14 protein-coding genes are annotated in these 23,581 nt (G+C 71.2%); 9 read left to right on the top strand and 5 right to left on the bottom strand.

The annotated features are described in order from the left end of the window. The first annotated feature begins 9 nt into the window (after window positions 1-9). The 7 genes from PPSIR1_RS17060 (at window position 10) to PPSIR1_RS17030 (ending at window position 9,923) form a co-directional block, all read left to right on the top strand. Window positions 10-1,146 (top strand): PstS family phosphate ABC transporter substrate-binding protein, encoded by a 1,137-nt coding sequence (locus PPSIR1_RS17060; protein ID WP_086001419.1) that lies wholly within the window; start codon window positions 10-12, stop codon window positions 1,144-1,146. Next, window positions 1,139-2,497: a sensor histidine kinase gene (locus PPSIR1_RS42995; RefSeq protein ID WP_006972347.1), complete on the top strand. Its 1,359-nt coding sequence runs from the start codon at window positions 1,139-1,141 to the stop codon at window positions 2,495-2,497. The genes PPSIR1_RS17060 and PPSIR1_RS42995 overlap by 8 nt, the downstream gene beginning before the upstream one ends. Window positions 2,498-2,550: 53 nt before the next feature. Then, a complete protein-coding gene (locus tag PPSIR1_RS17050) occupies window positions 2,551-3,003 on the top strand; it encodes a hypothetical protein (RefSeq protein WP_006972346.1) in 453 nt (150 codons plus the stop codon). A 23-nt stretch (window positions 3,004-3,026) separates the two neighbouring features. Then, window positions 3,027-3,809: an enoyl-CoA hydratase-related protein gene (locus PPSIR1_RS17045; protein ID WP_045116203.1), complete on the top strand. Its 783-nt coding sequence runs from the start codon at window positions 3,027-3,029 to the stop codon at window positions 3,807-3,809. A gap of 726 nt (window positions 3,810-4,535) precedes the next feature. After that, a complete protein-coding gene (locus PPSIR1_RS17040) occupies window positions 4,536-6,635 on the top strand; it encodes a M13 family metallopeptidase (RefSeq protein ID WP_198154529.1) in 2,100 nt (699 codons plus the stop codon). 104 nt (window positions 6,636-6,739) lie between these two features. Beyond that, window positions 6,740-8,560: a DUF1549 domain-containing protein gene (locus tag PPSIR1_RS17035; protein ID WP_006972343.1), complete on the top strand. Its 1,821-nt coding sequence runs from the start codon at window positions 6,740-6,742 to the stop codon at window positions 8,558-8,560. Between the two features lie 52 nt (window positions 8,561-8,612). Then, window positions 8,613-9,923, top strand: coding sequence for a DUF1501 domain-containing protein (locus tag PPSIR1_RS17030; RefSeq protein WP_006972342.1), 1,311 nt, complete (start codon window positions 8,613-8,615; stop codon window positions 9,921-9,923). 54 nt (window positions 9,924-9,977) lie between these two features. Here PPSIR1_RS17030 and PPSIR1_RS17025 read toward each other — a convergent pair whose 3' ends face one another. Then, complete coding sequence (locus tag PPSIR1_RS17025) at window positions 9,978-11,831, bottom strand: FG-GAP repeat domain-containing protein (RefSeq protein ID WP_232296497.1); 1,854 nt, start codon at window positions 11,829-11,831, stop codon at window positions 9,978-9,980. A gap of 622 nt (window positions 11,832-12,453) precedes the next feature. On the opposite strand from PPSIR1_RS17025, the gene PPSIR1_RS17020 reads away from it, so the two are divergent. Next, the gene (locus PPSIR1_RS17020; protein WP_086001416.1) at window positions 12,454-18,141 is read left to right on the top strand and encodes a trifunctional serine/threonine-protein kinase/ATP-binding protein/sensor histidine kinase; all 5,688 of its coding nucleotides are present in this window, start codon (window positions 12,454-12,456) and stop codon (window positions 18,139-18,141) included. Here PPSIR1_RS17020 and PPSIR1_RS17015 read toward each other — a convergent pair whose 3' ends face one another. From PPSIR1_RS17015 to PPSIR1_RS17000, 4 genes are all read right to left on the bottom strand, one after another. Beyond that, complete coding sequence (locus PPSIR1_RS17015) at window positions 18,142-18,699, bottom strand: cupin domain-containing protein (protein WP_006972339.1); 558 nt, start codon at window positions 18,697-18,699, stop codon at window positions 18,142-18,144. Between the two features lies 1 nt (window position 18,700). Then, complete coding sequence (locus PPSIR1_RS17010; RefSeq protein WP_006972338.1) at window positions 18,701-19,378, bottom strand: hypothetical protein; 678 nt, start codon at window positions 19,376-19,378, stop codon at window positions 18,701-18,703. A gap of 22 nt (window positions 19,379-19,400) precedes the next feature. Beyond that, the gene (locus tag PPSIR1_RS17005; RefSeq protein ID WP_269744716.1) at window positions 19,401-19,670 is read right to left on the bottom strand and encodes a nickel-binding protein; all 270 of its coding nucleotides are present in this window, start codon (window positions 19,668-19,670) and stop codon (window positions 19,401-19,403) included. A 127-nt stretch (window positions 19,671-19,797) separates the two neighbouring features. Further along, window positions 19,798-21,681 carry a hypothetical protein gene (locus PPSIR1_RS17000; protein ID WP_157595644.1) on the bottom strand — a complete coding sequence of 628 codons (1,884 nt, stop codon included), beginning with the start codon at window positions 21,679-21,681 and terminating at the stop codon, window positions 19,798-19,800. A 42-nt stretch (window positions 21,682-21,723) separates the two neighbouring features. Here PPSIR1_RS17000 and PPSIR1_RS16995 point away from each other — a divergent pair, with 42 nt between their 5' ends. Beyond that, window positions 21,724-23,568 carry a hypothetical protein gene (locus PPSIR1_RS16995; RefSeq protein ID WP_006972335.1) on the top strand — a complete coding sequence of 615 codons (1,845 nt, stop codon included), beginning with the start codon at window positions 21,724-21,726 and terminating at the stop codon, window positions 23,566-23,568. Window positions 23,569-23,581 lie beyond the last annotated feature (13 nt).

The raw sequence follows: 23,581 nt of genomic DNA, 5'->3' as shown, positions 1-23,581 counted from the left end.
TCGCCACGAATGACGAGCGCGCCGCCATCCGCCGAGCCGAGCCGCCCCGGGCCGCCCTCGCGCTGGCGTCGGGCCCGGGTGCTCGGCTGGTCGCTCTCGCTCAGCGGCGCGGCCCTGGTCCTGATCACCGCCGTGGCCCTGGTCCGCTGGGTCGAGCACGCGCCCCCGCCCCCCTTCCTGACGGCCGAGAAGATCGGTCCCCGAGAGGCGCCCGAGCCCGCGCCCAAGCCGAGGCACTTCCTGCGCCTGGCCGGCTCGGGCAGCAACCTGCCGTTGACCCGCGCCCTCGCCGACGCCTTCGTGGCCACCCGGCCGTGGCTGCGCGTGCGCGTGCACGAGAGCATCGGCAGCAGCGGCGGGGTCCGGGCGACCGACGACCAGGCCGTCGAGATCGGGCTCATCTCCCGACCCCTGCGCGAGCGCGAGCGAGCCCTCGAGCTCGACGTGATCCCCTACGCCCGCGTCGCCGTGGTCGTGGCCGCCAACCCCACGGTCGCGGTGCGCTCCGTCGACCGCGAGGCGCTCATCGACTACTACCTCGGCCACCGCACCCACTGGTCCGACGGCACCCCCGTGACCGTGCTCCAGCGCGAAGAGGGGGACTCGAGCCACGGCGCGGTCGGCAAGGCCATCCCCGCCTTCGCCCAGGCCGACGCGGAGTCGCGGGAGGCCAACCGCTGGCGGGTCCTGCTCCACGACCGGGCCATGCAAGAGGCCCTGCTGTCGACGCCGGGCGCGATCGGGTTGTTCGACCAGGGCCTCGCGACCATCCAGGAGCTGCCCCTGGCGACCCTCGAGTTCGAGGGCATCCGGCCCACGGAGGAGGCCGTGCGCAGCGGCGACTACCCGCTGACCAAGGACCTGGCCTTCGTCGTGCCCGGGAACAGCCGCGAGCCCGACCCCCTCGCCATGCAGTTCATCGCCTTCGTGTTCTCCCGCGAGGGGCAGCAGCTGATCCGCGACAGCGGCTACGTGCCGGCCGATCCGCCGGAGCACTCGATCTTCGCCCAGCTGCGCCAGGTCGGCCCGCCGCCGCCTCCCAGGCCACAGCCACAGCCCCGCGCAGTCGAGGAGACCGAGATAGAGACCGAGACCGAGACCGAGACCGAGACCGAGACCGAAACGGAGACCGGCGCCGATGGCTGAGACCCCCGAGCGCGAGGCCTCGCCGCCCGTCGACCTCGGCCGCCACCTCGCCGCGCGGCTGGGGCCGCTGGCCTTCTTCCTGTTCATCGTGGTCACCGTCGCCGCGCCCTTGGCCTACATGGTCATGGGCGTGTACTCGATCAGCATCCGGGCCGAGGCGAGCGCGGAGCTGGTCGCCGACCTCATCGAAGAAGAGGCCCAGCAGCGCCCCATCTTGTGGCGCTACGACGCCTCGAAGCTCGTCCGCCACCTCAACCTCCAGGCCGCGCACCAGAGCATCGTCCGCGTCGAGCTCACCGACCAAGACGGCCACCTCCTCGACCTGGGCCTGCCGCCGGCCAAGACCGACGACATCGACCTGCTGTGGTACTCGGCGCCGATCGGCCCCCACGGCGAGTCGGGCCAGGTCTGGGTCGGGGTCACGCCCGTCGAGGTCGAGCGCCAGGCCCTGCTCTTGCTGCTCGGCTTCGCCGCCCTCGGGGCCGTGCTCGCGGGCGTGATGTACGGCCTGCCGCTCAAGGCGATCCTCGAGGCCGAGACCCAGATCGCCGGCTCCCGGGCGGCCCTCGAGCACCTCAACGCCACCCTCGAGGCCCAGGTCGTCGAGCGCTCCTCGCAGCTGTCCGAGGCCCTCGACGAGGTCCGCGACAAGGAGCAGCGCCTGCGCGAGCTCTCGGGCCGCGCCGTCGCCCTGCAGGAGGCCGAGCGCCGCTCCCTGTCCCGCGAGCTCCACGACTCCGCCGGCCAGGCCCTGACGGCCGTGCGCATCAACCTTCAGCTGCTCGCCGCCATGGTCGAGGCCGGCAAGCCCGCCCACGCCCTCGCCGAGCGGACGGCCGCCCTGGTCGACTCCACCCTCGAGGAGATCCGCCGCGTCGTCGATGCCCTCGCCCCGGCCGTGCTCGACGACCTGGGCCTGCGAAAAGCCGTCGAGCGCCACTGCGACGACTTCTCCGAGCGCACCGGAGTGTCCATCGAGGTCGTGATCGAGGGCCTCGACCTGGCCGGCGTCGACACCGGGGTCGAGACCGCGGCCTACCGCATCGTGCAGGAGAGCCTGACCAACGTCGCCCGCCACGCAAACGCCAGCCATGTCGACATTCGATTGCGCCGAGTCGACGTGGGCGAAAGCAGCGACCGAGTCGTCATCACGATCCGCGACGACGGCGACGGCTTCGACCCCGAGGAGGTCCGCCGCAAGCGACGACGGGGCCTGCGCGGGATGCATGAGCGCGTAGAGCTGCTCGGCGGCAGTATCCAGGTCGAGTCCGCGCCGGGTGAAGGAGCAAAGATCGCGGTCGACCTGCCGGTCAAGGCCGAGGAGAGCGAAGAGGGCGAAGACGAGCACTAGCTCGCGACCCAAATGCGCACACCGCTCCGCGCTTTCGCTGCTATGTTGCTCGGGTGTACGCCCTGGACGAGCGCCGCGACCCGCTGATCATCCTCAGCGTCGACGGCGAGCCGACCATGGAGCAGGCCCAGCGGATCATGGACGACGTCGACATGATCCTCGAGCGCAATCGACCCTTCGCGCTCATCTACGACATCTCCGCCGCGTCCACGCCCCCGCGCAACGTCGTCAGGGCCATCCTCGACTGGAACCGCGACGCCCGCGAGCGCTACGCCGAGCTCTACGAGCGCCCCGTCGACGCGCCCCCGAGCTTCACCGCCTACTACATGGGCTCGCCCATGCTCCGCGGCCTGCTGCGCTTTTTCCTCCAGATGATGCCGGCCGTGCGCACCCAAGTCGCCGTCTGCACCTCGCTGACCGAGGCCGTGACCCTGGCCGAGCGGGCCATGGCGCGGGCGGGCGTCGACGTCCCGCACCTCGGGGCGCACACCCAGGCCACCGGCTGAGTCCAGCGCCTATCATGCCGGCGATGTCCGGCCTGACCCACATCCGCTACACCACCGAAGCCAGCGAGCGCCTGGCGATCATCACCCTCGATCGCCCGGAGGCCCGCAACGCCTACAGCGACGAGATGTGCGAGTCCCTCGTCGCCGCCCTCGACCGCGCCGACGCCGACCCGGAGGTCCGCTGCGTGATCCTCACCGGCGAGGGCAAGGCCTTCCACGCCGGCGGCGACATCAAGGCCATGCGCGCCCGCTCGGGCATGTTCGCCGGCGACCCGGCCGAGCTGCGCACCCGCTACGCCCGGGGCATCCAGGCCGTCCCCCGCCGCTTCGCCGAGTTCCACAAGCCGATCATCGCCGCCATCAACGGCGCCGCGATCGGGGCCGGCCTCGACCTCGCGTGCATGTGCGATCTGCGGGTCGCCCGAGCGGGGGCCAAGCTCGGCTCGACCTTCGTCAAGGTTGGGCTGGTGCCCGGCGACGGCGGAGCCTACTTCCTCACCCGCGTCATTGGCTTTAGCCGGGCGCTCGAGCTGATCCTCACCGGACGCATCGTCACGGCCGAGGAGGGCCTCGCCATCGGCCTGGTCAACGAAGTCGTCGCTGCCGAAGACCTCATGGATACCGCGCGTGAGCGGGCTCGGGTGATCGCTGCGAACCCTCCCCTGGCGGTTCAGCTGACCAAGCGGGCGGCGTACCGGAGCTATGAGACGGACATGCCGAATGCGCTGGAGTTGGCGGCGACCTATCAAGGGATCGTGCAGAACCTGGATGATCACCTGGAGGCGTTGGGGGTGAAGAAGGGCTGACGCTGCTGGGCTGCGTGTGGTGGGGTTCTTCGATCCTTGCTGCATGTGGTGGGGTTCTCCAGCCACTACTGCGTGCGGCGAGGTTGTCCAGCCACTGCTGCATGCGGCGAGGTTGTCCGGCCACTGCTGCATGCGGCGAGGTTGTCCAACCACTGCTGCATGCTTCCCGGATTGGAGGACAGGCTGGTTTTCCCCATGAGGTGCTATCGGGAGGACCTCGACAGCGTCCGCCCCGACGATGAATCGTGCTCGCTTCGCTGCGCGCGATTCATCCACCTCACGCTCGCTTCGCTCGCTGCGGCTCCGGTCACGGGGCGGCGAGGGGAAATGTTTTGGCGGGGGTGAAGCACATTGGGGGTGGCTCGACCCTGCTGCATGCGTCTAGATTTCGGCGCAACTCGTTCGAGACCCCAGCATTCGTTTTGCGAGCCCCGAGCAGGCCGCTCGGCGGGAGGGGTCCCTGCGACGAGCACCGAGCCGCCTACGTCCTTGGAAGAGCAGACACCGTGGCTCGGCTCGAGCGCAGGAGTGGGGAGGAGCCCGCCGAATAGGCCGCGGTGCACCGCCGGAGCCCTGATGTTGTCCGTCTCTCAAAGAACGCCCACTCAAAGAAGACGCCCCCCGCGCACCCAAAACGAACAAACGTGACATCCGTCACCCCGCCGCAGGTGGGCAATTCGAACTCCCCCCTGAGACAGACGGGTCCCAGCTGTCATGCAGCTGCGCATGAACCACTCCAGCCGACCATTCCTGGCATACCGCGCGCTCCCCACCATCCTCGCCCTGGCGCCTGCGCTCGCGTGTCAGGCCCCTGGCGGCAACGCCGAGGCTGGCAACACCTCCACGCCCCCGACCTTCAGCGCCGAAGACCTCCGCGCCACCAGCCCCGCCGGCGAAGAGGTCCTCGCCCAGCTCGACCTGAGCACCACCCCCTGCGAGGACTTCTACCAGTTCGCCTGCGGCGGCTGGATCGAGAACACGCCGCTGCCCGACGACAAGCCCCGCTGGGGCCGCGGCTTCGGCGAGCTGTCCCAGCGCAACAACGAGGTCCTGCGCTCGATCCTCGAGGCCGACAAGGGCCGCGCCGGCCAGTACTACGCCGCGTGCATGGACGTCGAGGCGATCAACGCCGCCGGCACCAAGCCCCTCGAACCCTACCTCGCCAAGATCGACACCCTCGAGAGCCTCGACGCCAAGGGCCAAGAGCAGCTGTTCGCGCTCGTCGGTGAGCTCGACGGCACCATCGGCCTCGGCGCCTTTTTCAGCTTCGGCCTGTCCCTCGACTTCGAGAACCCCGACCTGCAGATCACCGACCTGGGCCAGGGCGGCACGGGCCTGCCCGATCGCTCCTTTTACCTCGACGAGGGCAAGAAGCAGCAGATCCTCCCGGCCTACCAGGCCCACGTCGGGCGCATGCTCGCCTTCGTCGGCTACACCCCCGAGCAGGCCGAGGCCGCGGCCGGGCGCATCGTCGCCTTCGAGACCGAGCTGGCCAAGCTGCACAAGCCCCCGGAGCAGATGCGCGACCCCAAGGCGGTCTACAACCGCTGGGATCGCAAGGGCGTCGAGGAGCGCTCGAAGCTGCCGTGGGCGACCTACTTCAAGGCGGTGGGCGCCCCGGACGTCGACCTGATCAACGTCAGCAACCCCGAGTTCGTCGAGGGCCTGCCCACGCTCATGGCCAGCGCCGACCTCGAGACCGTCAAGGACTACCTGCGCTTCAACGTGATCAGCTCCCTGGCCGGGAGCCTCAGCGACGAGGTCGTGCAGACCAACTTCATGTTCGTCGGCGCGCTCACGGGTCAAAAGCAGCTCCAGCCCCGGTGGGAGCGCTGCGTCGGCGCGGCCAATGGCGCCGTCGGAGACCTGGTCAGCGAGCAGTTCATCGAGCAGACCTTCGCCGGCGACAGCAAGGACATCGCCATCGACATGATCCAGCGGGTCGAGGCCGCCTTCGAGGCGGGCCTGGGCGAGCTCGAGTGGATGGACGACGAGACCCGCGGGGCCGCCGTGGGCAAGATGGAGAAGATCGAGAACAAGATCGGCTACCCGGAGAAGTGGCGGACCTACGACGGCCTGAGCTTCTCCGGCAGCTACTTCGCCGACACCGTCGCCGCGCGGACCTGGGGCAACGGCTACTCCCTGGCCAAGATCGGCAAGCCCGTCGACGAGCGCGAGTGGAGCTGGCCCGCGTCGATCGTCAACGCCGGCTACAACCCGCTGCAAAACCAGATGCTGTTCCCCGCCGGCATCCTCCAGCCGCCCTTTTTCAACCGCGAGCGGCCCGCGGCCCTCAACTTCGGCGCCATGGGCATGGTCATGGGCCACGAGCTGACCCACGGCTTCGACGACAGCGGGCGCAAGTTCGACGGCGACGGGGTCATGCGCGAGTGGTGGGCCCCCGCGGTCAGCGAGCGCTTCGACGAGCGGACCCAGTGCATCGTCGACACCTACTCGGCGATCGAGGTCCAGCCCGGGACCAACGTCAACGGCGAGCTGACCCTGGGCGAGAACATCGCCGACTTCGGCGGCATCAAGGAGAGCTACGCGGCCTACAACAAGTGGCTCGGCGAGGGCGAGGGCGAGGCGCCGGCCGTGGACGGCTTCACCAACCAGCAGCTGTTCTTCCTCGGCTTCGCCCAGAGCTGGTGCACGGTCAGCTCCCCCGAGATCGACGTGCTGCTCGCCACCGTCGACCCGCACTCGCCGCCCAAGACCCGCGTGAACGTCCCCTTGGCCCACTTCCCCGGGTTCTGGGAGGCGTTCAGCTGCGGCGAGGGCTCGGCCATGCACCCGCCCGCCGACGAGGTCTGCGAGGTCTGGTGAGCCAGCCAACCGTCGCTGCGGCTCCGGTGAAGGCTGCGTAAACGAGCGCGCAAGCCAAGACAAAGGCCCGTGATGAGGCGGGCACGCCGTGGCACAACTGCGGTGTGTCGCGGCTCCCCTCCTCCCTCCTCGTCACCGTGCTCGCGCTGAGCGTTTTCGCCTGCGCCAACCGTGCCTCCCAATCCGACGGTTCTGATGGCCCTGGCAGCGGAGCCGAAGCCGGCGACTCCGCGGAGTCGAGCGAGCCCCAAACCTCCATCGGCCGGCTCGACGCCGCCCTCGCCGAGCACTGGCGCAGCGCGAAGGTCGAGCCGGTCGCCGTTGCCAGCGACGCCGAGTACCTGCGCCGGCTCAGCCTCGACCTCATCGGCCGCGTGCCGACCCGCGCCGAGGTCGAGGCCTTCCTCGCCGACGCGTCCCGGGACAAGCGCGCCGACAAGGTCGACGCGCTCCTGGCCAGCCCCGAGTTCGCCGAGCACTGGGCCGGCCACTGGGCGACCTTGCTGGTCCCCGGCGACAAGCGAGCCAAGCGCATCGGCCAAGAGCCCGTCGAGACCTACCTGGCCGAGGCGATCGAGGCCAACCGCCCCTGGCACGAGGTCGTCGACGCGCTGCTGACCGCCGACGGCTCGCCCAGGGACAACCCCGCGGCCGGCTACATCGCGGCCATGCTCTCGCGCAACGCCGACCCCGAGACCTCGCTGGCGCAGCTGAGCTCGACGAGCTCGCGGGTGTTCCTCGGCGCGCGCATCGAGTGCGCCCAGTGCCACGACCACCCCTACGTCATGGACTTCAGCCGCGACGACTTCTGGGCGATGACCGCCTACTTTGGTCGGACCGCGGCGACCATCGACCGCGACGCCAAGCCCATCGGCGTCGACCTCTACGAGCGCGGCGCGGGCCAACTGCGGGTCGCCCTCGGGGCCGAGGATGATCCGCGCAAACAGGCCGTCAAGCCGCGCTTCATGGGCGCCGAGGCGGTCGACGCCGACCCGCGCGGGGGGCCGGTGGACGACGCAGAGGTCGAGGCTCGCGCCGAGGCCATGGGCGGCGACATGGGCATGGACGAAGCCCCCGCCAAGCCCAAGAAGGGCAAGGGCAAGAAGAACAAAAAGCAGGCCAAGCAAGCCAAGAAGGCCAAGCAGACCCCCCACGACCCGAGCGTCGGCGCCAACCGACGCCAGCGCCTCGCCGCCGCCATCGTCGACGACCCGCGCTTCGCCGAGGCCACCGTCGGCCTGGTCTGGAGCCACCTGTTCGGCCGCGGCATCGTCGAGCCCTGGGACGACCTCCTGTCCGAGAGCGAGGTCCCGCCCCTGCTCGCTACCCTCGCCGAGGACTTCCGCGCCCACGATCACGACCTGCGCCACCTCGTGCGCACGATCGTGCTGTCCGAGGCCTACCAGCTGAGCTCCGCGAGCGAGCTCGAGCAAGAGCAGGCCGCGGCCCGCGAGCGCGCCTTCGCCAAGGCCGCCGTCCGCCCCCTCGCCGCCGAGCCCCTGTTCGCCTCGGTGATCACCGCCACGGGCCTCGAGCAGGTCCAGGGCCGAGGCTTCAAGGCCGCCGTCCGCCAGCGCAAGCAAAAGGCCCTGTCGGAGTTCGAGTTCGTGTTCGGCGACGACGAGATGGCCAGCGCCGACGCGTTCACGGGCAGCGTGCCCCAGGCCCTGCTGCTGCTCAACGGGGCCCTCACCAACCAGGGCGTGGTCGCGCGGAAAGGCGGCGCGCTGGCGACCTTGCTCGCCGAGGGCGAGGACACCGACGCCCGCCTGCGCGCGCTGTGGCTGACGGTCTACGGGCGCCCGCCCACCGACGCCGAGCTGGCGATCGGCCGCGACGCCGTCGGCGAAGGCGGCGACACCAAAGCCTGGGAAGACCTGATGTTCGCCATGCTCTACTCGAGCGAGTTCGGCTCGAACCACTGACGGCGACCGCACGCCCGCTGCGCCCCCACGACCTCCAAAAAACGAGCTGACCATGACCATCGACCGCCGCTCCTTCCTTCGCTTCGGCCTCGGCTCCGGCCTCGGCCTCGGACTCGGGCTCCTCGCTGCCAGCCCCGCGCTGCTGCGCTCGGGCTCGGCCCGCGCCGGCAAAGGCGTCGGCACCGGCACCGGCCCCGCCAAGCGCATCGTCGTGCTCTACATGCACGGCGGCGCCAGCCAGATCGACACCTTCGACCCCAAGCCCGAGCACGAAAACGGCGGGGAGTTCAAGGCGGTGAAGACCTCCGTCTCGGGCCTGCGCATCTCCGAGCACCTGCCCCTGCTCGCCGCGCGCATGCACCAGCTGAGCCTGGTCCGCTCGCTGACGGCCAAAGAGGGCAACCACGACCGGGCCCGCTACCTGATGCACACCGGCTTCTCGCCCCAGGGCGGGGTCAAACACGCCGGGCTGGCCTCGCACATGGCCCGCTTCGCCGACGAGACCAAGCTCGGCGGAGCCCTCGCCCTGCCCCGCGCCGTGGCCATCAACAACCCCGGCCAGGGCCCCGGCTACCTCGGGGCGCAGCACTCGGCCTTCGTCGTGCCCAGGGCCACCCAGGAGGTCCGCAACCTCGCGCCGCCCTCGGCCGTGCCTGCGGCCCGCGGGGATCGGCGCATGGAGCTGTGGCGCGCCCTCGAGGCCGACTTCGCCGACGACCACCGCTCGGCCCAGGTCGAGGGCTCGCGGGCGATCGGCGAGCGCGCCATCACCATGACCAAGGCCACGGAGCTCGCCGCCTTCGAGCTCGCCCAGGAGAGCCAGGCCACCCGCGAGCGCTACGGCGTGACTGGTGGGGGCGGCGACCAGGACTTCGGCGCGGGCTGCCTCATGGCCCGGCGCCTGCTCGAGGCCGGGGTCAACTACGTCGAGGTCGGCATGAAGGGCTGGGACACCCACGACGACAACTTCAACCGCGTCCGCACCCTCAGCGGGAGCCTCGACCGCGGCGCCTCGGCGCTCATCGACGACCTGATCGCCAACGGCCTGTGGTCGGAGACCGTGTTCGTGTGGCTCGGCGACTTCGGGCGCACGCCCAAGCTCAACGGCAAGGGCGGCCGCAACCACTTCCCCCGGGTCAGCTCCGCGCTCCTCGGCGGCGGCCCGATCCGCGCCGGCCAGGTCGTGGGCAGCAGCACCGACGACGGCATGGAGATCGCCGAGCGCCCCGTCACCGTCCCCGACCTGTTCGCCACGGTCACCACCGCCATCGGAGTCGCCCCCGACGAGGTCCACGTCAGCCCCGCGGGCCGCCCGATCACCACCGTCGACGAGGCCGGCGAGCTCATCCCCGAGCTCACCTGAAACGAGAAAGGGCGAGGAGCTCCACGCCCCTCGCCCCGCTCGCGGCTTCGCGCCTCAGTGGGCCTTGTGCCAGGCCTTGATCGCGCTCTTGTAGAAGCGGAAGGCCATCTTCTTGGTCAGCACGCCAGCTTGGCGCAGATCCCAGAGCGACTCCGACACGCAGCAGGAGTACGCCCACTTGCTCATGTTCTGGTCGTCGTAGCTGCAGGGGATCTCCGGGAACACGATGTGCTCCCCGGCTTTGACGCCGTAGAGGCGATTGCGCACGCCGCCGGGCCACAGCACCTCGGCCACGCCCTTGTTGGCCGACCCCAGCCCGAAGGTCAGGACCTCCGAGTCCTGCGAGCTGTGGCTCGAGCCGCCGACGACGGGCTTGAGCGCGGCCTTTTGCCACTTGGGCTCGAAACGAATCACCGCTCCGAAGCCCGAGCGGTTGACCACACCGGCGTCGGTGATGCCAAAGCTCCCGAGGGTATCGATCTTGACAGACTGGTTCGCGGTATCCGTATCGTTGACCTCGATGGAGATGGTCCCATTGGGCAGGGTGTGCCCGCCCCACACGAATCCGTCCACGCCGTTGCCGTACATCAGCGGCCAAAAGCCGGCGTACTCGTCGAACACCGAGCCCGTGGTCCGGCCGATGTCGGTGTACTTGATGAAGGGGATCGGCCCGTTCGGGTCGGCGTCCGAGGCCGAGGCGGTGACGATGTCGACGAGGCCGTCGCCGTTGAGGTCGCCGGCCGCGACGCCGTGGTCGGCCCGCAGCGCCCGGTCCGTCCCGAGGGCGTCGACGGTGACGTCGAAGTGGCCGTCGCCGTCGTTGATGAAGATCGTGCCGGTGTTGCTCGCCTCCCGGGTCACGATGGTGTGCAGCGCCCCGAGGGACACGACGTCGTGGTCGCCGTCGTTGTCGAAGTCCTCGGACGAGGTGCCCCAGCCAAAGGGCGTCGTGATGAAGTCCTGGCCCACGGAGTCGACGAAGGTGCCGTCGTCCTGGCCGTAGAACTGACGCGAGACCGCGTAGCCGACCCCGGCGAGGTTGCCGAAGTCGACGGGGAACCAGTCGCCCATGTTGGTGCTGAAGAAGTCGAGGTTCCCGTCGCGGTCGTAGTCGGCGTAGGACAGGCCCATCCACGCCCCGGGGATCGCCAGGCCGGCCTCTACGGTCACGGCCGTGAAGTTGCCCGCGCCGTCGTTCTCCCACAGCTGGTTGAAGCCGCGGTCGAAGCCCCCGGGCACGCTCGCCGGGTTGAAGGCGCACTGGTCGTCGGCCTGCATCACGTCGACGTCGCCGTCGAGGTCGTAGTCGACCAGGGCCACCGCCCAGCTCGCCCCCTGGGCGCCGTCGGGTACGCCGCCCAGCTCGAGCAGCCCCGAGGCCGCCGACACCTCCGTGAAGGTGTTGTTGCCGTTGTTGAGGTAGACCTCCGTGGGCTGGTTGAGGGTGAAGCCCGGGCTAAAGCACTCGAACAGCAGGTTCTGGTCCCACACGTGGGAGACGACGACGTCGAGGTAGCCGTCGTTGTCGATGTCGGCCATGGAGCACGAGGTGCCGCTGAGGCTGTCGTCGCTGATCGCGTCGGTGGTGACGTCGGTGAAGGTCCCGTCGCCGTTGTTCTCGAACATGACGTGCTGGTCCTCGTGCGCGACTACGAACAGGTCGTCGTCCCCGTCGTTGTCGATGTCGCCAAAGCAAGCACCCGACGCGTCAATGTCGGTGGTCGCCACACCTGCGGAAACTGCCTGATCCGAGAATGTCAATTCTCCGGACTGCGCGAAATTGCTCTGAAGCAGCGCATTGTCCCCGCCCGGGCCATTGGTCACGAAGATGTCTTCGTCCCCGTCGTTGTCGTAATCGAAGATGACCACACCCGGGAGCCCGCGCGACTGGGCGGGCAGCGTCCCCATGTCTGCGGGCAACAGGGGCTCGCTGAGCGAGTCCTGGAAGGCCTGCAGCCACACGGCGTAGCGCGCAGAGGGGACGCGCTCCCAGCCCTCGGCGCCGCTTCCCTGGCCGACAATGTCATGAAAGGAAAGCGGACTGGCGGAGGATACGGCGGGGATGGAGAGGAATACGAGGGCGAGGAATGTCGAGGGTAGTGCGCGAGCCATCAGAGGAAAAGGTGTAGGCCAAGGGGCCGGTGTTCAAATTAAAATGTTGAGTTTTTTCGCCCTCGATGTCCCGCCCGAGCCAAACTGCACGCTTCCAGCCTGGCGCAGCGAGCGCTAGCTTTCAGCACCCTTCTCGAAGTGTCACAATATGAGAAGGATCCATTGATTCGTACCGACCCCTCGAGAGAGACGCCTCAGACCGCCCCTGAGCCCGTTTCGGACCACCCCGAAACCCTAGACCTGCGGCCGGGGTCAACTTGGCACCCAGAGGCGGCCCGTTGGCCGTTGACAAAAACGTGGGCATTATCGCGCTGACGCGAAGGCCTACGATACTCAAACGCAATCGAATCGCTCGACCCAGCGGTCGAGTCACTCCCAAGCCCCCAGGAATGAGGGTAGAGTTTGGAGGTCGGTCGCCATGGGTGTCCCGCTTGCAGAGTATCGGACGGTTCGCTCGGTACGCGAGTCCGTCCACTCTCGGGTGTACGAGGCCGTGTCCGAGCGCGACGGGCTCGCGGTGATCGCCAAGGTCTTCGACCTCACCGACGAGGCCGACGAGTACCGCGTCCAGCTCGAGTTCGAGCGCATACGCGACCTCGGGGTCGAGGGGGTCGTGCGCGCGCGCGAGCTCCAGCGCGTGGGTGACCAGCTGGTCCTGATCTTCGATCGGGCCCCAGGCACCACCCTCGCCGACTACTGCCACGAGCGGGGCGGGGCCCTCGAGCTCGACGTGTTCTTCGACGTCGCCGTGGCCCTCGCCGACATCCTCGCCCGCACCCACGCCGCGCGCATCGTCCACGGCGACATCAAGCCGATCAACGTGCGCCTCGCCCACGACGCGGGGGACCGCGCCGTGATGCTCGCGGACTTTGGCATCTCGGTCCTGCTCGAACACGAGCGCAGGCACATCTACGACAGCGGGGTGTTCCTGGGCAGCTTGCCCTACATCTCGCCCGAACAGACCGGGCGCACGGGCCAGAGCGTCGACGCGCGCACGGACCTCTACTCCCTCGGGGTCACCTTCTACGAGGCGCTCACGGGCCACCTGCCCTTCGAGAACCTCCCGCCCCTCGAGCTGATCCACGCCCACCTCGCGCGGGTCCCCGACCCCCCTCGAGCGCTGCGCCGCGAGCTCCCCGAGGGCCTGTCTCGGCTGATCGCCCGGCTGCTCGCCAAGGCCCCAGAGCAGCGCTATCAGTCCGCCCGGGGCCTGGCCGCCGATCTCCGCGAGCTCCGCGAGCGCCACCGCGCCGGCCTCGACGACGCCGACTTCGAGCTCGGTCGCCACGACCAGAGCGCGTCCTTGCGAGTCCCGCAGTCCCTCTACGGGCGCCGGTCCGAGCGGGCCAAGCTCGCGCGCAGCCTGGACGCGGTGGCCCGCGCGCGCGCGCGCAAGCTCGTGGTGATCCGCGGGCCCGCGGGGGTCGGCAAGTCGGAGCTGGCCCAGAGCCTCGAGACCGAGCTCGTCGGCCACGGCGGCTACTTCGTGCGCGGCAGCTTCGAGGCCGAGGGCCAGGTCCCCCACCCGGCCCTCGCCCAGGCCCTCAACCAGCTCTTCGAGCAGTTCCTGACCGAGAGCGAGGTCCGGCTGACGCGCTGGCGACAGCGCCTCGCGGCCGGGCTCGGCGGCCTGGCCCCGGTGCTCGCCGAGCTGGCCCCGCGCCTGTCGCTGATCGTCGGACCTCAGCCCGCGCCGGCCCCCCTCGCCGCCACGGAGTCGGCGAACCGGCTGCTGGTCGCGGTCGAGCGGGTGTTCGAGCTGGTCGACCGGGCCAACGCGCTGTTGGTGATGGTGCTCGAGGACGCGCACCATGCCGGCCGGGAGAGCCTCGAGCTCCTCGACGGCCTGGCCCACAACGAGCACGGCGCGGTGCTGCTGGCGCTGACCGTGCGCGAGCGCTCGCAGGCCGGCGACGCCCCCCCCGTCGACGCTCCCGTCCAGGCGCTGTGTCAGACCCTCGAGCGGCTGCCCCACGCCAGCGCGCTGCGCCTGGGTGGCCTCGACAGCAGTGGGGTCGTCGACCTGCTCGGCGCGTGCCTGGGCAGGGTCGACGAGGCCGAGGCCCTCGCGGGGCTGGTCCAGCGCAAGACCGGGGGCGTGCCGCTGTTCGTGACCGAGCTGCTCGAGCGGCTCATCGCTGAGGGCGGGCTGCGCCTGGCCGACGGACGCTGGCAGTGGACCCGCGCCCAGGTCGAGGCGGCGCCCGTGCCCGACGACGCCGGGGCCCTGCTCGGCACCCGCGTCGCCGGGCTCAGCCCCGCGCACCAGGACGTGCTCAGCCACGCCGCGGTGATCGGCACGGACTTCGACGCGGCCCTCGTCCACGCCCTCGCCGGGGGCACGCGCGAGGCCGTGACCGAGGCGCTGTTCGAGGCCGAGGCCGCCGGGCTGCTGGGCCACGCCGGCCGGGGCCTGCGCTTCGCCCACGACAGCATCCGCGCGGCCGCCCGCGAACGCCTCGACGCCCCGACCCGTCGAGCCCTGCGCTGGCGCGTGGGCCAGAGCCTGCTGCGCGCCAACCCGGACCCCGACGCGCGCCTGTTCGAGATCGTCGATCACCTCGACGCCGGCGCGCCGGATGCCCTCGACGAAGACCAGGCCCGCGAGCTCGCGGCGCTCGACCTGCGCGCGGGCCAGCGAGCCCTGGGCACGGGCGCCCACGACCTGGCCCTGCGCTACCTCGGCCACGGCTGCGCCCTGCTCGAGCCCTGGCGCCCGGCGATCGCCGAGCAGGGCGAGCGCCACCGAGACTACGCCCTCGGCTTTCGCCTGCACTCGAACCGCGCCTACGCCCTGGCCCTCAGCGGCGAGCGAGGCGCGGCCACCGAGGCCTACTCGCGCCTCGTCGAGTGGCGCCTGAGCAGCCACCACCTCGGCGAGGTCGCGGCCCGGCGGGTGCGCCTGCTGTGGATCAGCGCCCGCCACCAGGACGCCCTCGAGCTCGGCCGGGCCGTGCTCGCGCGCCTGGGCCTGCGGCTCCCGACGCGCCTGTCCAAGCCCCGGGTCGTGGCCAACCTGCTCTACACCTGGCGGCGGGTCCGGGCGGCCTCGCCGGCGACCTGGCTGGCCCTCGAGCCGTGCACCGACCAACGCGCTGGCGCGATCACGGCCCTGGTCTCGGCCCTCAAGTACCCGGCCTTCGTCGCCGACACCAAGCTCTTCCTCTACCTCGTCGCCCTGCACCCGCGGATGATCCTCGACGGCGGCTACCACCCGACCGCGGCCCTGGCCGTCGGCGACCTGTCGATCGGCATCAGCGGTCGGCTCGGGCGCGTGGCCGCGGCGGCGCGGCTCCAGGACCTCGCCCGCGACCTGGCCCGGCGCGAGCCCACCGGCGCCGTCGAGGCCCAGGTCCTGGGCGTGAGCGGCTCGCTGAGCCTGCACCGCAGCCGGAGCTTCGCCGAGGTCACCGAGCGCTTCGCCCACGGCTACCCCGGGGCCCTCGAGGCCGGAGAGTTCAACGCCGCGGGCTTCCTCGCCGGCTTCGGCAACGACATGCAGCTCGAGCTCGGGACCCACCTGCGCGTGCTCGAGCGCCAGTGCCTGCGCGCGGGCCAAGAGGTCGGGCGGCGCTGCGCCAACCAGATGCGCGTGGAGCTGTGGCTGCTGCGCGGGCTGTGCCAGGCCCTGCGCGGCCTCGACCTCGACGACGAGGCCGACCTCGGGCCGAGCTGGAACCTCGACCCCGAGACCATCGCCGCGGCCGGGGGCGCCCCGACCAACGTGTGCGTGGGGCTGATCTTCCGCGCCATGGTCGAGCTGATCATGGACGAGCCGCAGGCCGCCCTGGCCACGATCTCGCCGGCCATGGACACCCTCGAGTCCGTGGCCTTCAACACCTGGTACGTCGCCCGGGGGGCGGTGATCTTCGACCTCGCCCACTCCCTGTGCACGCTCCGGGGCCTGCCCACGCCGCCCCAGTCCCGAGCCCGCGCGCGCCGGGCCCTGCGGGTGCTCGAGCGCTGGGCCTGGGGCTCGCGCTCCAACTACGGCCACTACCGCGACCTCGCCCGGGGCCTGCGCCAGGCCTGCCGGGGTCGGACCGGGCCGGCCGTCACCCTGCTCGACGCGGCCTGGCGCCAGGCGAAGGCCCGGGGCTGCCGGTGGATCGAGGGCCTCGCCGCCGAGCAGCTCGCCGAGGTCCTCGAGCACGAGGCCGTGTTCAGCCTCAACGAGGGGGCCCGGCGCCGGGCCTACGCCGCCTACGCGGCGTGGGGGGCCGAGGCCAAGCTCCGGCGCATGCGCGAGCGCTGGCCCGAGTCGGCCCCCAGCGCGAGCACGGCGGGCGCCCTCAACCCCTTCGCCAGCATCTCGGACTCGAGCGCGAGCCTGCCGGCGTCGGGGAGCTCGACGGCCTCGCGCTCGGGCAGCCGCAGCGGGTCCATGGACTACGCCGACGTGCTCACGTCCGTGGGCACGATCGGCGACGACCTGCGCCTCGAGGAGGTCGTCTCGCGCACCCTCGACGCCGCGCTGACCGTCGCCGGGGCGAGCTGCGGCCTGGTCGTGCTCGAGCGCGACGACGACCTGCGCCTGGTCGCCAGCGCCGCGGAGGTCGGCGCCGTGCGGCTGAACCCGAGCCCGCCCTCGCTGCGCGACGAACCGACCGCGGCCCCGCGGACCGTGCTGCACTTCGCCCTGCGCACGGCCCAGCCCGTGGTCCTCGACGAGGCCGGGGCCGACCCCCGCTTCTCCGGCGACCCCTACCTCGAGACCACCGCCGCCCGCTCGCTGATCGCCGTCCCCCTGATCCGCAACGAGCGGCGCCTCGGCGCCCTGCTGCTCGAGAACCACCTCGCCAGCCACGGCTTCAGCGAGACCACCGTCGAGACCCTCGAGCTGGTCACCGCCCACGCCGCGCGCTTCCTCGAGACCGCCCAGCTCTACGCGGCCCTGCACAGCAGCGAGGCCCGCTGGCGCTCCCTCGTCGACGGCGCCCCGGACTTCATCGCGCTCCTCGACGAGCGCGGCCGGGTGGTGTTCCGCAACCACCCCGGGCCGCTGATCGGGCTGATCGAGGTCGACGCGGACGACCACGGCGGCGAGGTCCTGGTCGCCGAGTCGAGCGCGCGCTGGCGCGGCGCGGTGACCCAGGTGCTCGAGCAGGGCGAGCGCCTCGAGCTCGAGCTCGAGTATCACGATCGCCAGCACGACGCCCGCTGGCTCAACGTCCGCCTCGCGCCCATGGCCCTCGGGCCCCTGCCCCACGCGCCGGCCTCGGCGCTCACCCGGCGCAACGTGGTGGTCGTCGCCTCGGACATCACCGCCCGCCGCCGGGCCGAGCTCGACCGCCAGAGCCTCGAGGCCCAGCTGCGCCAGCAACAGCGCCTCGAGTCCCTCGGCACCCTCGCCAGCGGCGTCGCCCACGAGATCAACAACCCGATGCAGGGCATCATGAACTACGCCGAGCTGATCAAGCTCAACCCCACCGAGCCCAGGGTCATCATCGAGTTCGCCGGCGAGATCGACTACGAGGCCAACCGGGTCGCGACCATCGTCCGCAACCTGCTCGCCTTCTCCCGCCAGGAGAAGGCCGCCGACGAGGAGGTCATCAACCTCGCCGCCGTCGTCGAGGCCACCCTCTCGCTGATCCGCACGCTCTTGCGCAGCGATCAGATCGACATCGAGGTCCAGATCCGCACCGACGTCCCCGAGGTCCGGTGCCGCTCCCAGCAGATCCAGCAGGTGGTCATGAACCTGGTCACCAACGCCCGCGACGCCCTCAACGAGCGCTTCGGCGAGTACGACGAGCGCAAGCGCATCGAGCTCCGCGTCGAGCACTCGGCCCGCGCGGGCTGGGTCTCGATCCTCGTCGAGGACTGGGGCGGCGGCATCCCTCCGCAGGTCCTGCCGCGGATCTTCGACCCCTTCTACACGACCAAGGGGCGCGACCAGGGCACGGGGCTCGGGCTCGCGGTGTCCCACGGCATCGTCAAGGACCACGGCGGCGAGCTGACCGTGGAGACGGTCGTCGGCGAGGGCACCTGCTTCACCCTCGACCTGCCCTCGGTCGAGCTCGAAGCCAAAGCTGAAGCTGAAGCTGAAGCTGAAGCTGAAGCTGAAGCTGAAGCCGAAGCCGAAGCAACAGAGCTCGGGGTCGAGTAGTCAACCCTCGAGCTGCTCGGCGAGCTCGGGCCAGCGGTAGCCGTCGAGGTCCACGAGCGGGTGCTCGGTCCCGCAGGCCGGACACTCGCGGCGCTCGGGGTCGGCGTTGAAGGCCTCGCAGCCCGCGAGATAGCCAGCCTGGGGCGAGCTCGCGGCCGTGTCGAAGACGTGGCGGTAGAGCTCGCGCTCGCAGGTCGGGCACATCCACGCGACGCCCTCGAGGCCGGGCTCGCGCGCCTTGTAGCGCATGATCACGCAGGGCTCGCCCGGGTCGGGGATCAGCCGGGTGGGCGCGCCCGCGGGCACGTAGACGTGGTCCCCGGGCTCGAGGGAGAAGTAGCGGACCGAGGTGCCCGAGAAGTGAATCCGCCCCCGCCCGGCGAAGCAGACCACCAGGGTGTCCTTGGCGCAGATCAGGTGAAAGGGCTGGGGCCGGTCGTTGCGGCTCAGGCAGATCTGCAGGTGCACCTCGTCGGGCAGCATGGGCCGCTCGTCGTAGGGCCCGAGCTTGCCCGCCTCGCGGAACACCATGAAGGTCTTCTTGCGCCGCAGCCCCACCTCAGCCCTCCCCCGCCGCCAACAGCAGCTGCTTGGCCCGCGCCATGACCTTCGACTGCTCGGCGTAGTCGGTCCAGCCCCACTGGTGCAGCGGAAAGGGCGGGTTGTCGTGGCCGCACTCCGGGCACTCGCGCTGCGCCGGGTCGGCGTTGAACTGGGCCAGGCGCTCGGGCGGCGCGTTGATGCTCGGGAAGGGGTGCTCGAGCTCTCTGGCTTCGGGCCCCGGCGTGGCGTCGAACTCGGCCTTGAACAGCGGCTTGCGGCAGGCCTCGCACAGCAGCGAGATCGCCTCGGTCTGGACCTCGCCCGGATCGGCCTGGCGCTGGGTCACCGAGAAGAGCACGAAGGAGCCCGCCTTGGTCTGGTCCTTCATGAAGGAGTTGACCCCGTGGACCCGGCCGCCGTTGTAGAGCTGGCCCGTGCGCAGGTTCCCGCCCTCGGCGACGAAGGCGATGATGACCTCGTCGACGGTGTTGTGGTGATAAAACTGCCCGTAGTCCTTGCCGGGCTGGCCGATGAACAGCGCCCCCGTCGGCACGATCGCGCCCGGGTGCATGTAGGGGAACAGCGGCGTCAAAGAGGTGTTGGCCTTTTGCATCGCGTTGAGCAGGTTGGCCTTCATCGGCGGCCGATCCTCGCGCGGCGGCGGGATCTCGAGCGCGGGGCTGTCCTCGGTCATGGCGGAGCCTCCAGGGCGGGCGCTAGATCTTGCCCATCTGTTTGAGCATGCCCTCCATCTCGGCGAAGGACTGGCTGAACTGGACCTCGTGCATCTCCTCGAAGGGCAGGCCGAGCTCCTCGAACTGCTCCTCGAGGGCCTCGGCGGTCTCGGCCTCGTAGATGGTGAGGATGAAGCCCGAGCCCAGGTTGACGTAGGCCTGGACGAAGCGCGCGTGCTCCCCCGCGTAGACACCGGACGCGTTCTCCACCCACTGCTCCCGAAGCAAACCAGGCGCCCGGTGAACTGTCATGTATTGCGGCATCGCCCGCCATTATCGGCGTCGGGCGGGAGTGCGGTCAATCAAATGCTCATGCTCGAAAGTGCCCCGATTGGCTTTCCACGCCGCCCGAAACAACCCGCTCGAACTGGGCAATCGGTCATCGGCAATCGCGCGGGGCAATCGTGGCGGTCGGGGTCGAGCCGGCGGCGGTCAGCGCGATCGTTCCGACCTGGGACTCGCACGCCCAGGTCGCCGTCGCGCCGGCGCAGTCTCGACACTCCACCCGGGTCAGGAAGGCCTCCGCCTCGCCGCGCAATTCGACGCCCGCGACGCCCTGCGTGCCGCTCAAGCGCAGGTTCTCGACGTCGCTGTCGCGCGCGTGGGGGCCGAAGACCAGGCCGGTCCACCCCTGACCTGCAGTCGAGGGTCCAATGCGAACGGGCGCCGAGGGGTCGGACTCGCGGGCCAGGTGGAGGGACCCGGTGTCATAAAAGCCCACGCCCAGGGTGATGCCCTTGGCGGCGAGCACCTGCCAGCCGCCGTCGACGGTCAATGTCGCCCCTTTGCCCACGAACACGTCGCCGCGCAGCTCCAAGGTCGCGGCCTGGAAGGTCCAGGTGGTGTCGCGCTCGATCTTGCCGCGGGTCACGACGATCCGCGCGCGCTCGCCCCCGAGCTCCGCTTCCGCCCCTGCTGCTTCGTCGGGCTCGGTGGTGGGGGGGCCGTACTCGTTGAGCTCGCCGATGAAGCCGAGGGCCTGGGGGCTGAGGATGAGCGCCGTGGGGACGCCGCGGAAGTGGTTGCCGGTGAAGCGCTCGACGACGACCGCGTTGCCGCGCAGCTCGACGCCGACCTCGGCGTCGTGGAGGTTGCAGTCTTCGAGGCTCAGCTGCGCCGCCCCCTGGGCGACGATCATGCCTTCGCCGCGCTCGCTGCCGTGGCGCAGCTCGGCGCCGCGCAGAGCCAGCCGGCCGTGCTCGTGGACGACGACGCCGGCCCAGGTCGCGCTGCCCGGGGCGGGCTCGAAGTGCAGCGCGCCGTCCTCGGGGGCGGCGGCAGCGACGAGCGCCCCCGGGCCCAGGGCGCCGATCTCGACCCGCGCGCGCGGGGCGAAGGCGAGGGTGGTGTCGGGCTGCAGGCGCAGCTGGGCCCGACCCGCGCCGACGGGGACCTCCCCGGCCTCTCCATCGGCCTCTCCACTGGCCTCGCCCTCGCCTGGCTTGGCCTCGCCCTCGACGCGCAGCACACCGTCGACGCGGTAGGGCGCGACGGGCCACTCGACCCGCTCGGCGATGCGCCCGCCCGCGACGGCGACGACGGCTCCCGCGGCCAGCTCGAGCTCGCGCACCCCTCCCAGGGCCCCCGGCGCCGCCAGGATCGCCACGGGCGCGCCGGGGCTGGCGACGTGCACGGCTCGCATGCTGAGCTTCGCGCCCTCGACCAGCTCGAGGCTCGGCCCGAGGGCGCCGGTCACCGTGAGCTCGGTGAGCGCGAGGTCCTGGCCGGCGAGCACCGCGGCGGCGTGGGTCTCGTCGCCCGCGTCGACGAGCTCGAGGTGATCGACGCGCGAGCCGGCCGACTGGGGCCCGAGGGTCAAGCCGCGCCAGCGACCCTCGGCGCCGGTCATGCGCACGGGCGCCGCCGCGCTGCCGTGGACCGCGAGGACCCCCGGCGCGCCGACGCCAACCTCGAGGCTCGCGTCGGCTTCGAAGCGCAGCTCGACCCCGGCCTCGATCGTCAGCGTCGCGCCCTCGACCTGGACCCGCCCCTGGACCGTCACCTGCTCACAGCCCGTCGCCTGGGAGAGGCTTCGGTCCTCGGACAGCACCCCCGTCAGGGGAGGGCACGCGCCCGCGCTCTCGGCCGGAGCTTCCGCGCTCGCGGCCTCGGGCGTGTCCGCGGCGACCGGCTCGCCCGCGGGCTCCGTCGAGTCCGAGGCCTGCTTGCGCGCCTTGGGCTCGTCGCTGAAGAGGTAGCAAGCCGACAGCGCGCTGACCCAGGCGCCGAGCAAGAGGAGGCCCCGTCGAGTGCGCGTCGACACGACCCCTCTTTAGCACGGACCCAAAGGCGCTATATTGCGCCCATGTCCCTGCGACACAGCGGAGCGTTCCTCGGCCTGGCCACGGTGTTGGCGATGCCCCTGGCCTGCAAGGGCCCCAACACCAACGTCAAGATCGCCGAGCCCGGCTCCGAGTCCGGCGAGGTCGCGCGCGCGCCGGGGGGCTCGGGCCAGCCCGACGCGGGCCCCCGGCCGCCCGTCGAGACCATCGACCTGTCCGGCAACCTCAGCGGCGTGGGCGACATGCTCGACGCGGGCAGCAAGCTGTTCAACATGTGGTCGCCGCCCGAGCCCGGGGCCCCGGCGATCAACCTCCGCGACTTCATCAGCCTGACGCTGATCCAAGAGGGCTTCGGCCCGGGCTTCTTCGAGAGCATCGACCTCGACGGCGTGCACGCCTTCGAGCTGTCCTTCCCCCACGACGGCCAGCCCCACGCCACGGACCAGGACGTCGACCTGGCCCTGAGCATGGCGGCGAGCAACGCCGCCCGGGCCATCGAGAGCATGCCCGCCGAGCTCCAGCCGCAGCCCATGGGCCAGAACATGTGGCAGCTCGCGGCCGACGACCTCGCGCTCTTCTTCCGCGCCCAGCCGGCGGCCATCGAGGTCGCCATGCAGGTCGAGGCCCTCGACCGCGCCGCGGGGCTCCCGGCCAAGGCCTCCCCGGATCCGCGCATCCACCTGCGCGCGGCCAACCTGCCCTCGGGCGACATCGACGTCAGCGACCTGATCCCCATCCCCTTCGGCTCGCGCACCCTCAGCTCCATCGCCAACGAGGTCGAGGCCGTCGAGCTGCACGCCGACTTCGGCACGGCCCGCGACCTGACCGCGCGCGTGGAGGCCGAGGCGCCCTTCGAGCGCCTGGGGCTCGACCCGATCGGCGCGCCCACGCAAACACCCAGCGCCCTCGCCCAGACCCTGCCCGGCGACGCCATCGCCGTGTGGCAGATGCCCTGGGGCGACCCCAAGCTGCTCCACGACGTGCTCGACAAGCAGGTCCCCGTCGACCAGGTGCCCGCGCCCTTCGACGGCTACGTCGGCGACGTCATGGGCGGCGCGCACACCCTGCTCGACGCGATCGGCGACGAGGTCCTGGCCGCGCCCTACCTCGACGACAAGGGCAACTTCAGCCTCGTGCTCGCGGCCTCCGTCAAGGATGAAGCGGCCGCGCGCAAGGCCGTGCGGGCGATGTTCGGCGCGGCCGAGAAGGCCTTTGGCGATCACATCGCGCTGGCCGGCAAGGACCCGAAGCACAAGTACTCCGTCAAGTTCAAGCAGGACGGACTCAAGGTCGGCTCGCACAAGGCGGACGTGTTCACCCTGACCATCCCCAAGGACAAGCAGGACGACCTCGAGGGGACCGAGTGGCTCGTGGGCAAAAAGCCCAAGCTCGAGGTCTCCGTGGTCGTCGCCGAGGGTCGGATCGTCCTGGCCATGGGCGCGGGCCAAAAGGCCTTCATGTCCCGCCTGGGTCGGCGCCTGGGCAAGAAGCTCTCGGACCAGGGCCTCGAGGAGGGCGGCGGCCTGGCCCTCGCGCGCAAGCTCTCGGCCGGCTGCCAGTACTGCGTGGCCGTCGACCCCACGGAGCTCGGCGAGTTCGTGCTGGTCCTGTTCGCCAACGACCCCGACGAGCCCGAGGCCGTGCGCAAGGCCGCCAAGGAGGGGCTGACCGCGCTGCGCAAGCTCAACCTCGACGGCGAGGTCGCCCTCGCCGCGCGCTTTGGCAAGGGCCGCGGCGCCCTCGGCTTCGGCATCCCCCAGCAGCTGCTGTTCGCCAAGCCCGACGAGGTCGAGAAGCTGACCGACATCCTCACCTCGGTGACCGACGCCGAGGACGCGGAGGCCGCGGCGACCTCGACCTCGATCTGAGCCCGCCGAGCCG

The organism is Plesiocystis pacifica SIR-1, assembly GCF_000170895.1.
Lineage (GTDB): Bacteria > Myxococcota_A > Polyangia > Nannocystales > Nannocystaceae > Plesiocystis > Plesiocystis pacifica.
The sequence above is the reverse complement of the archived record's forward strand: the minus strand, read 5'-3'. Positions and strand labels throughout refer to the sequence as shown.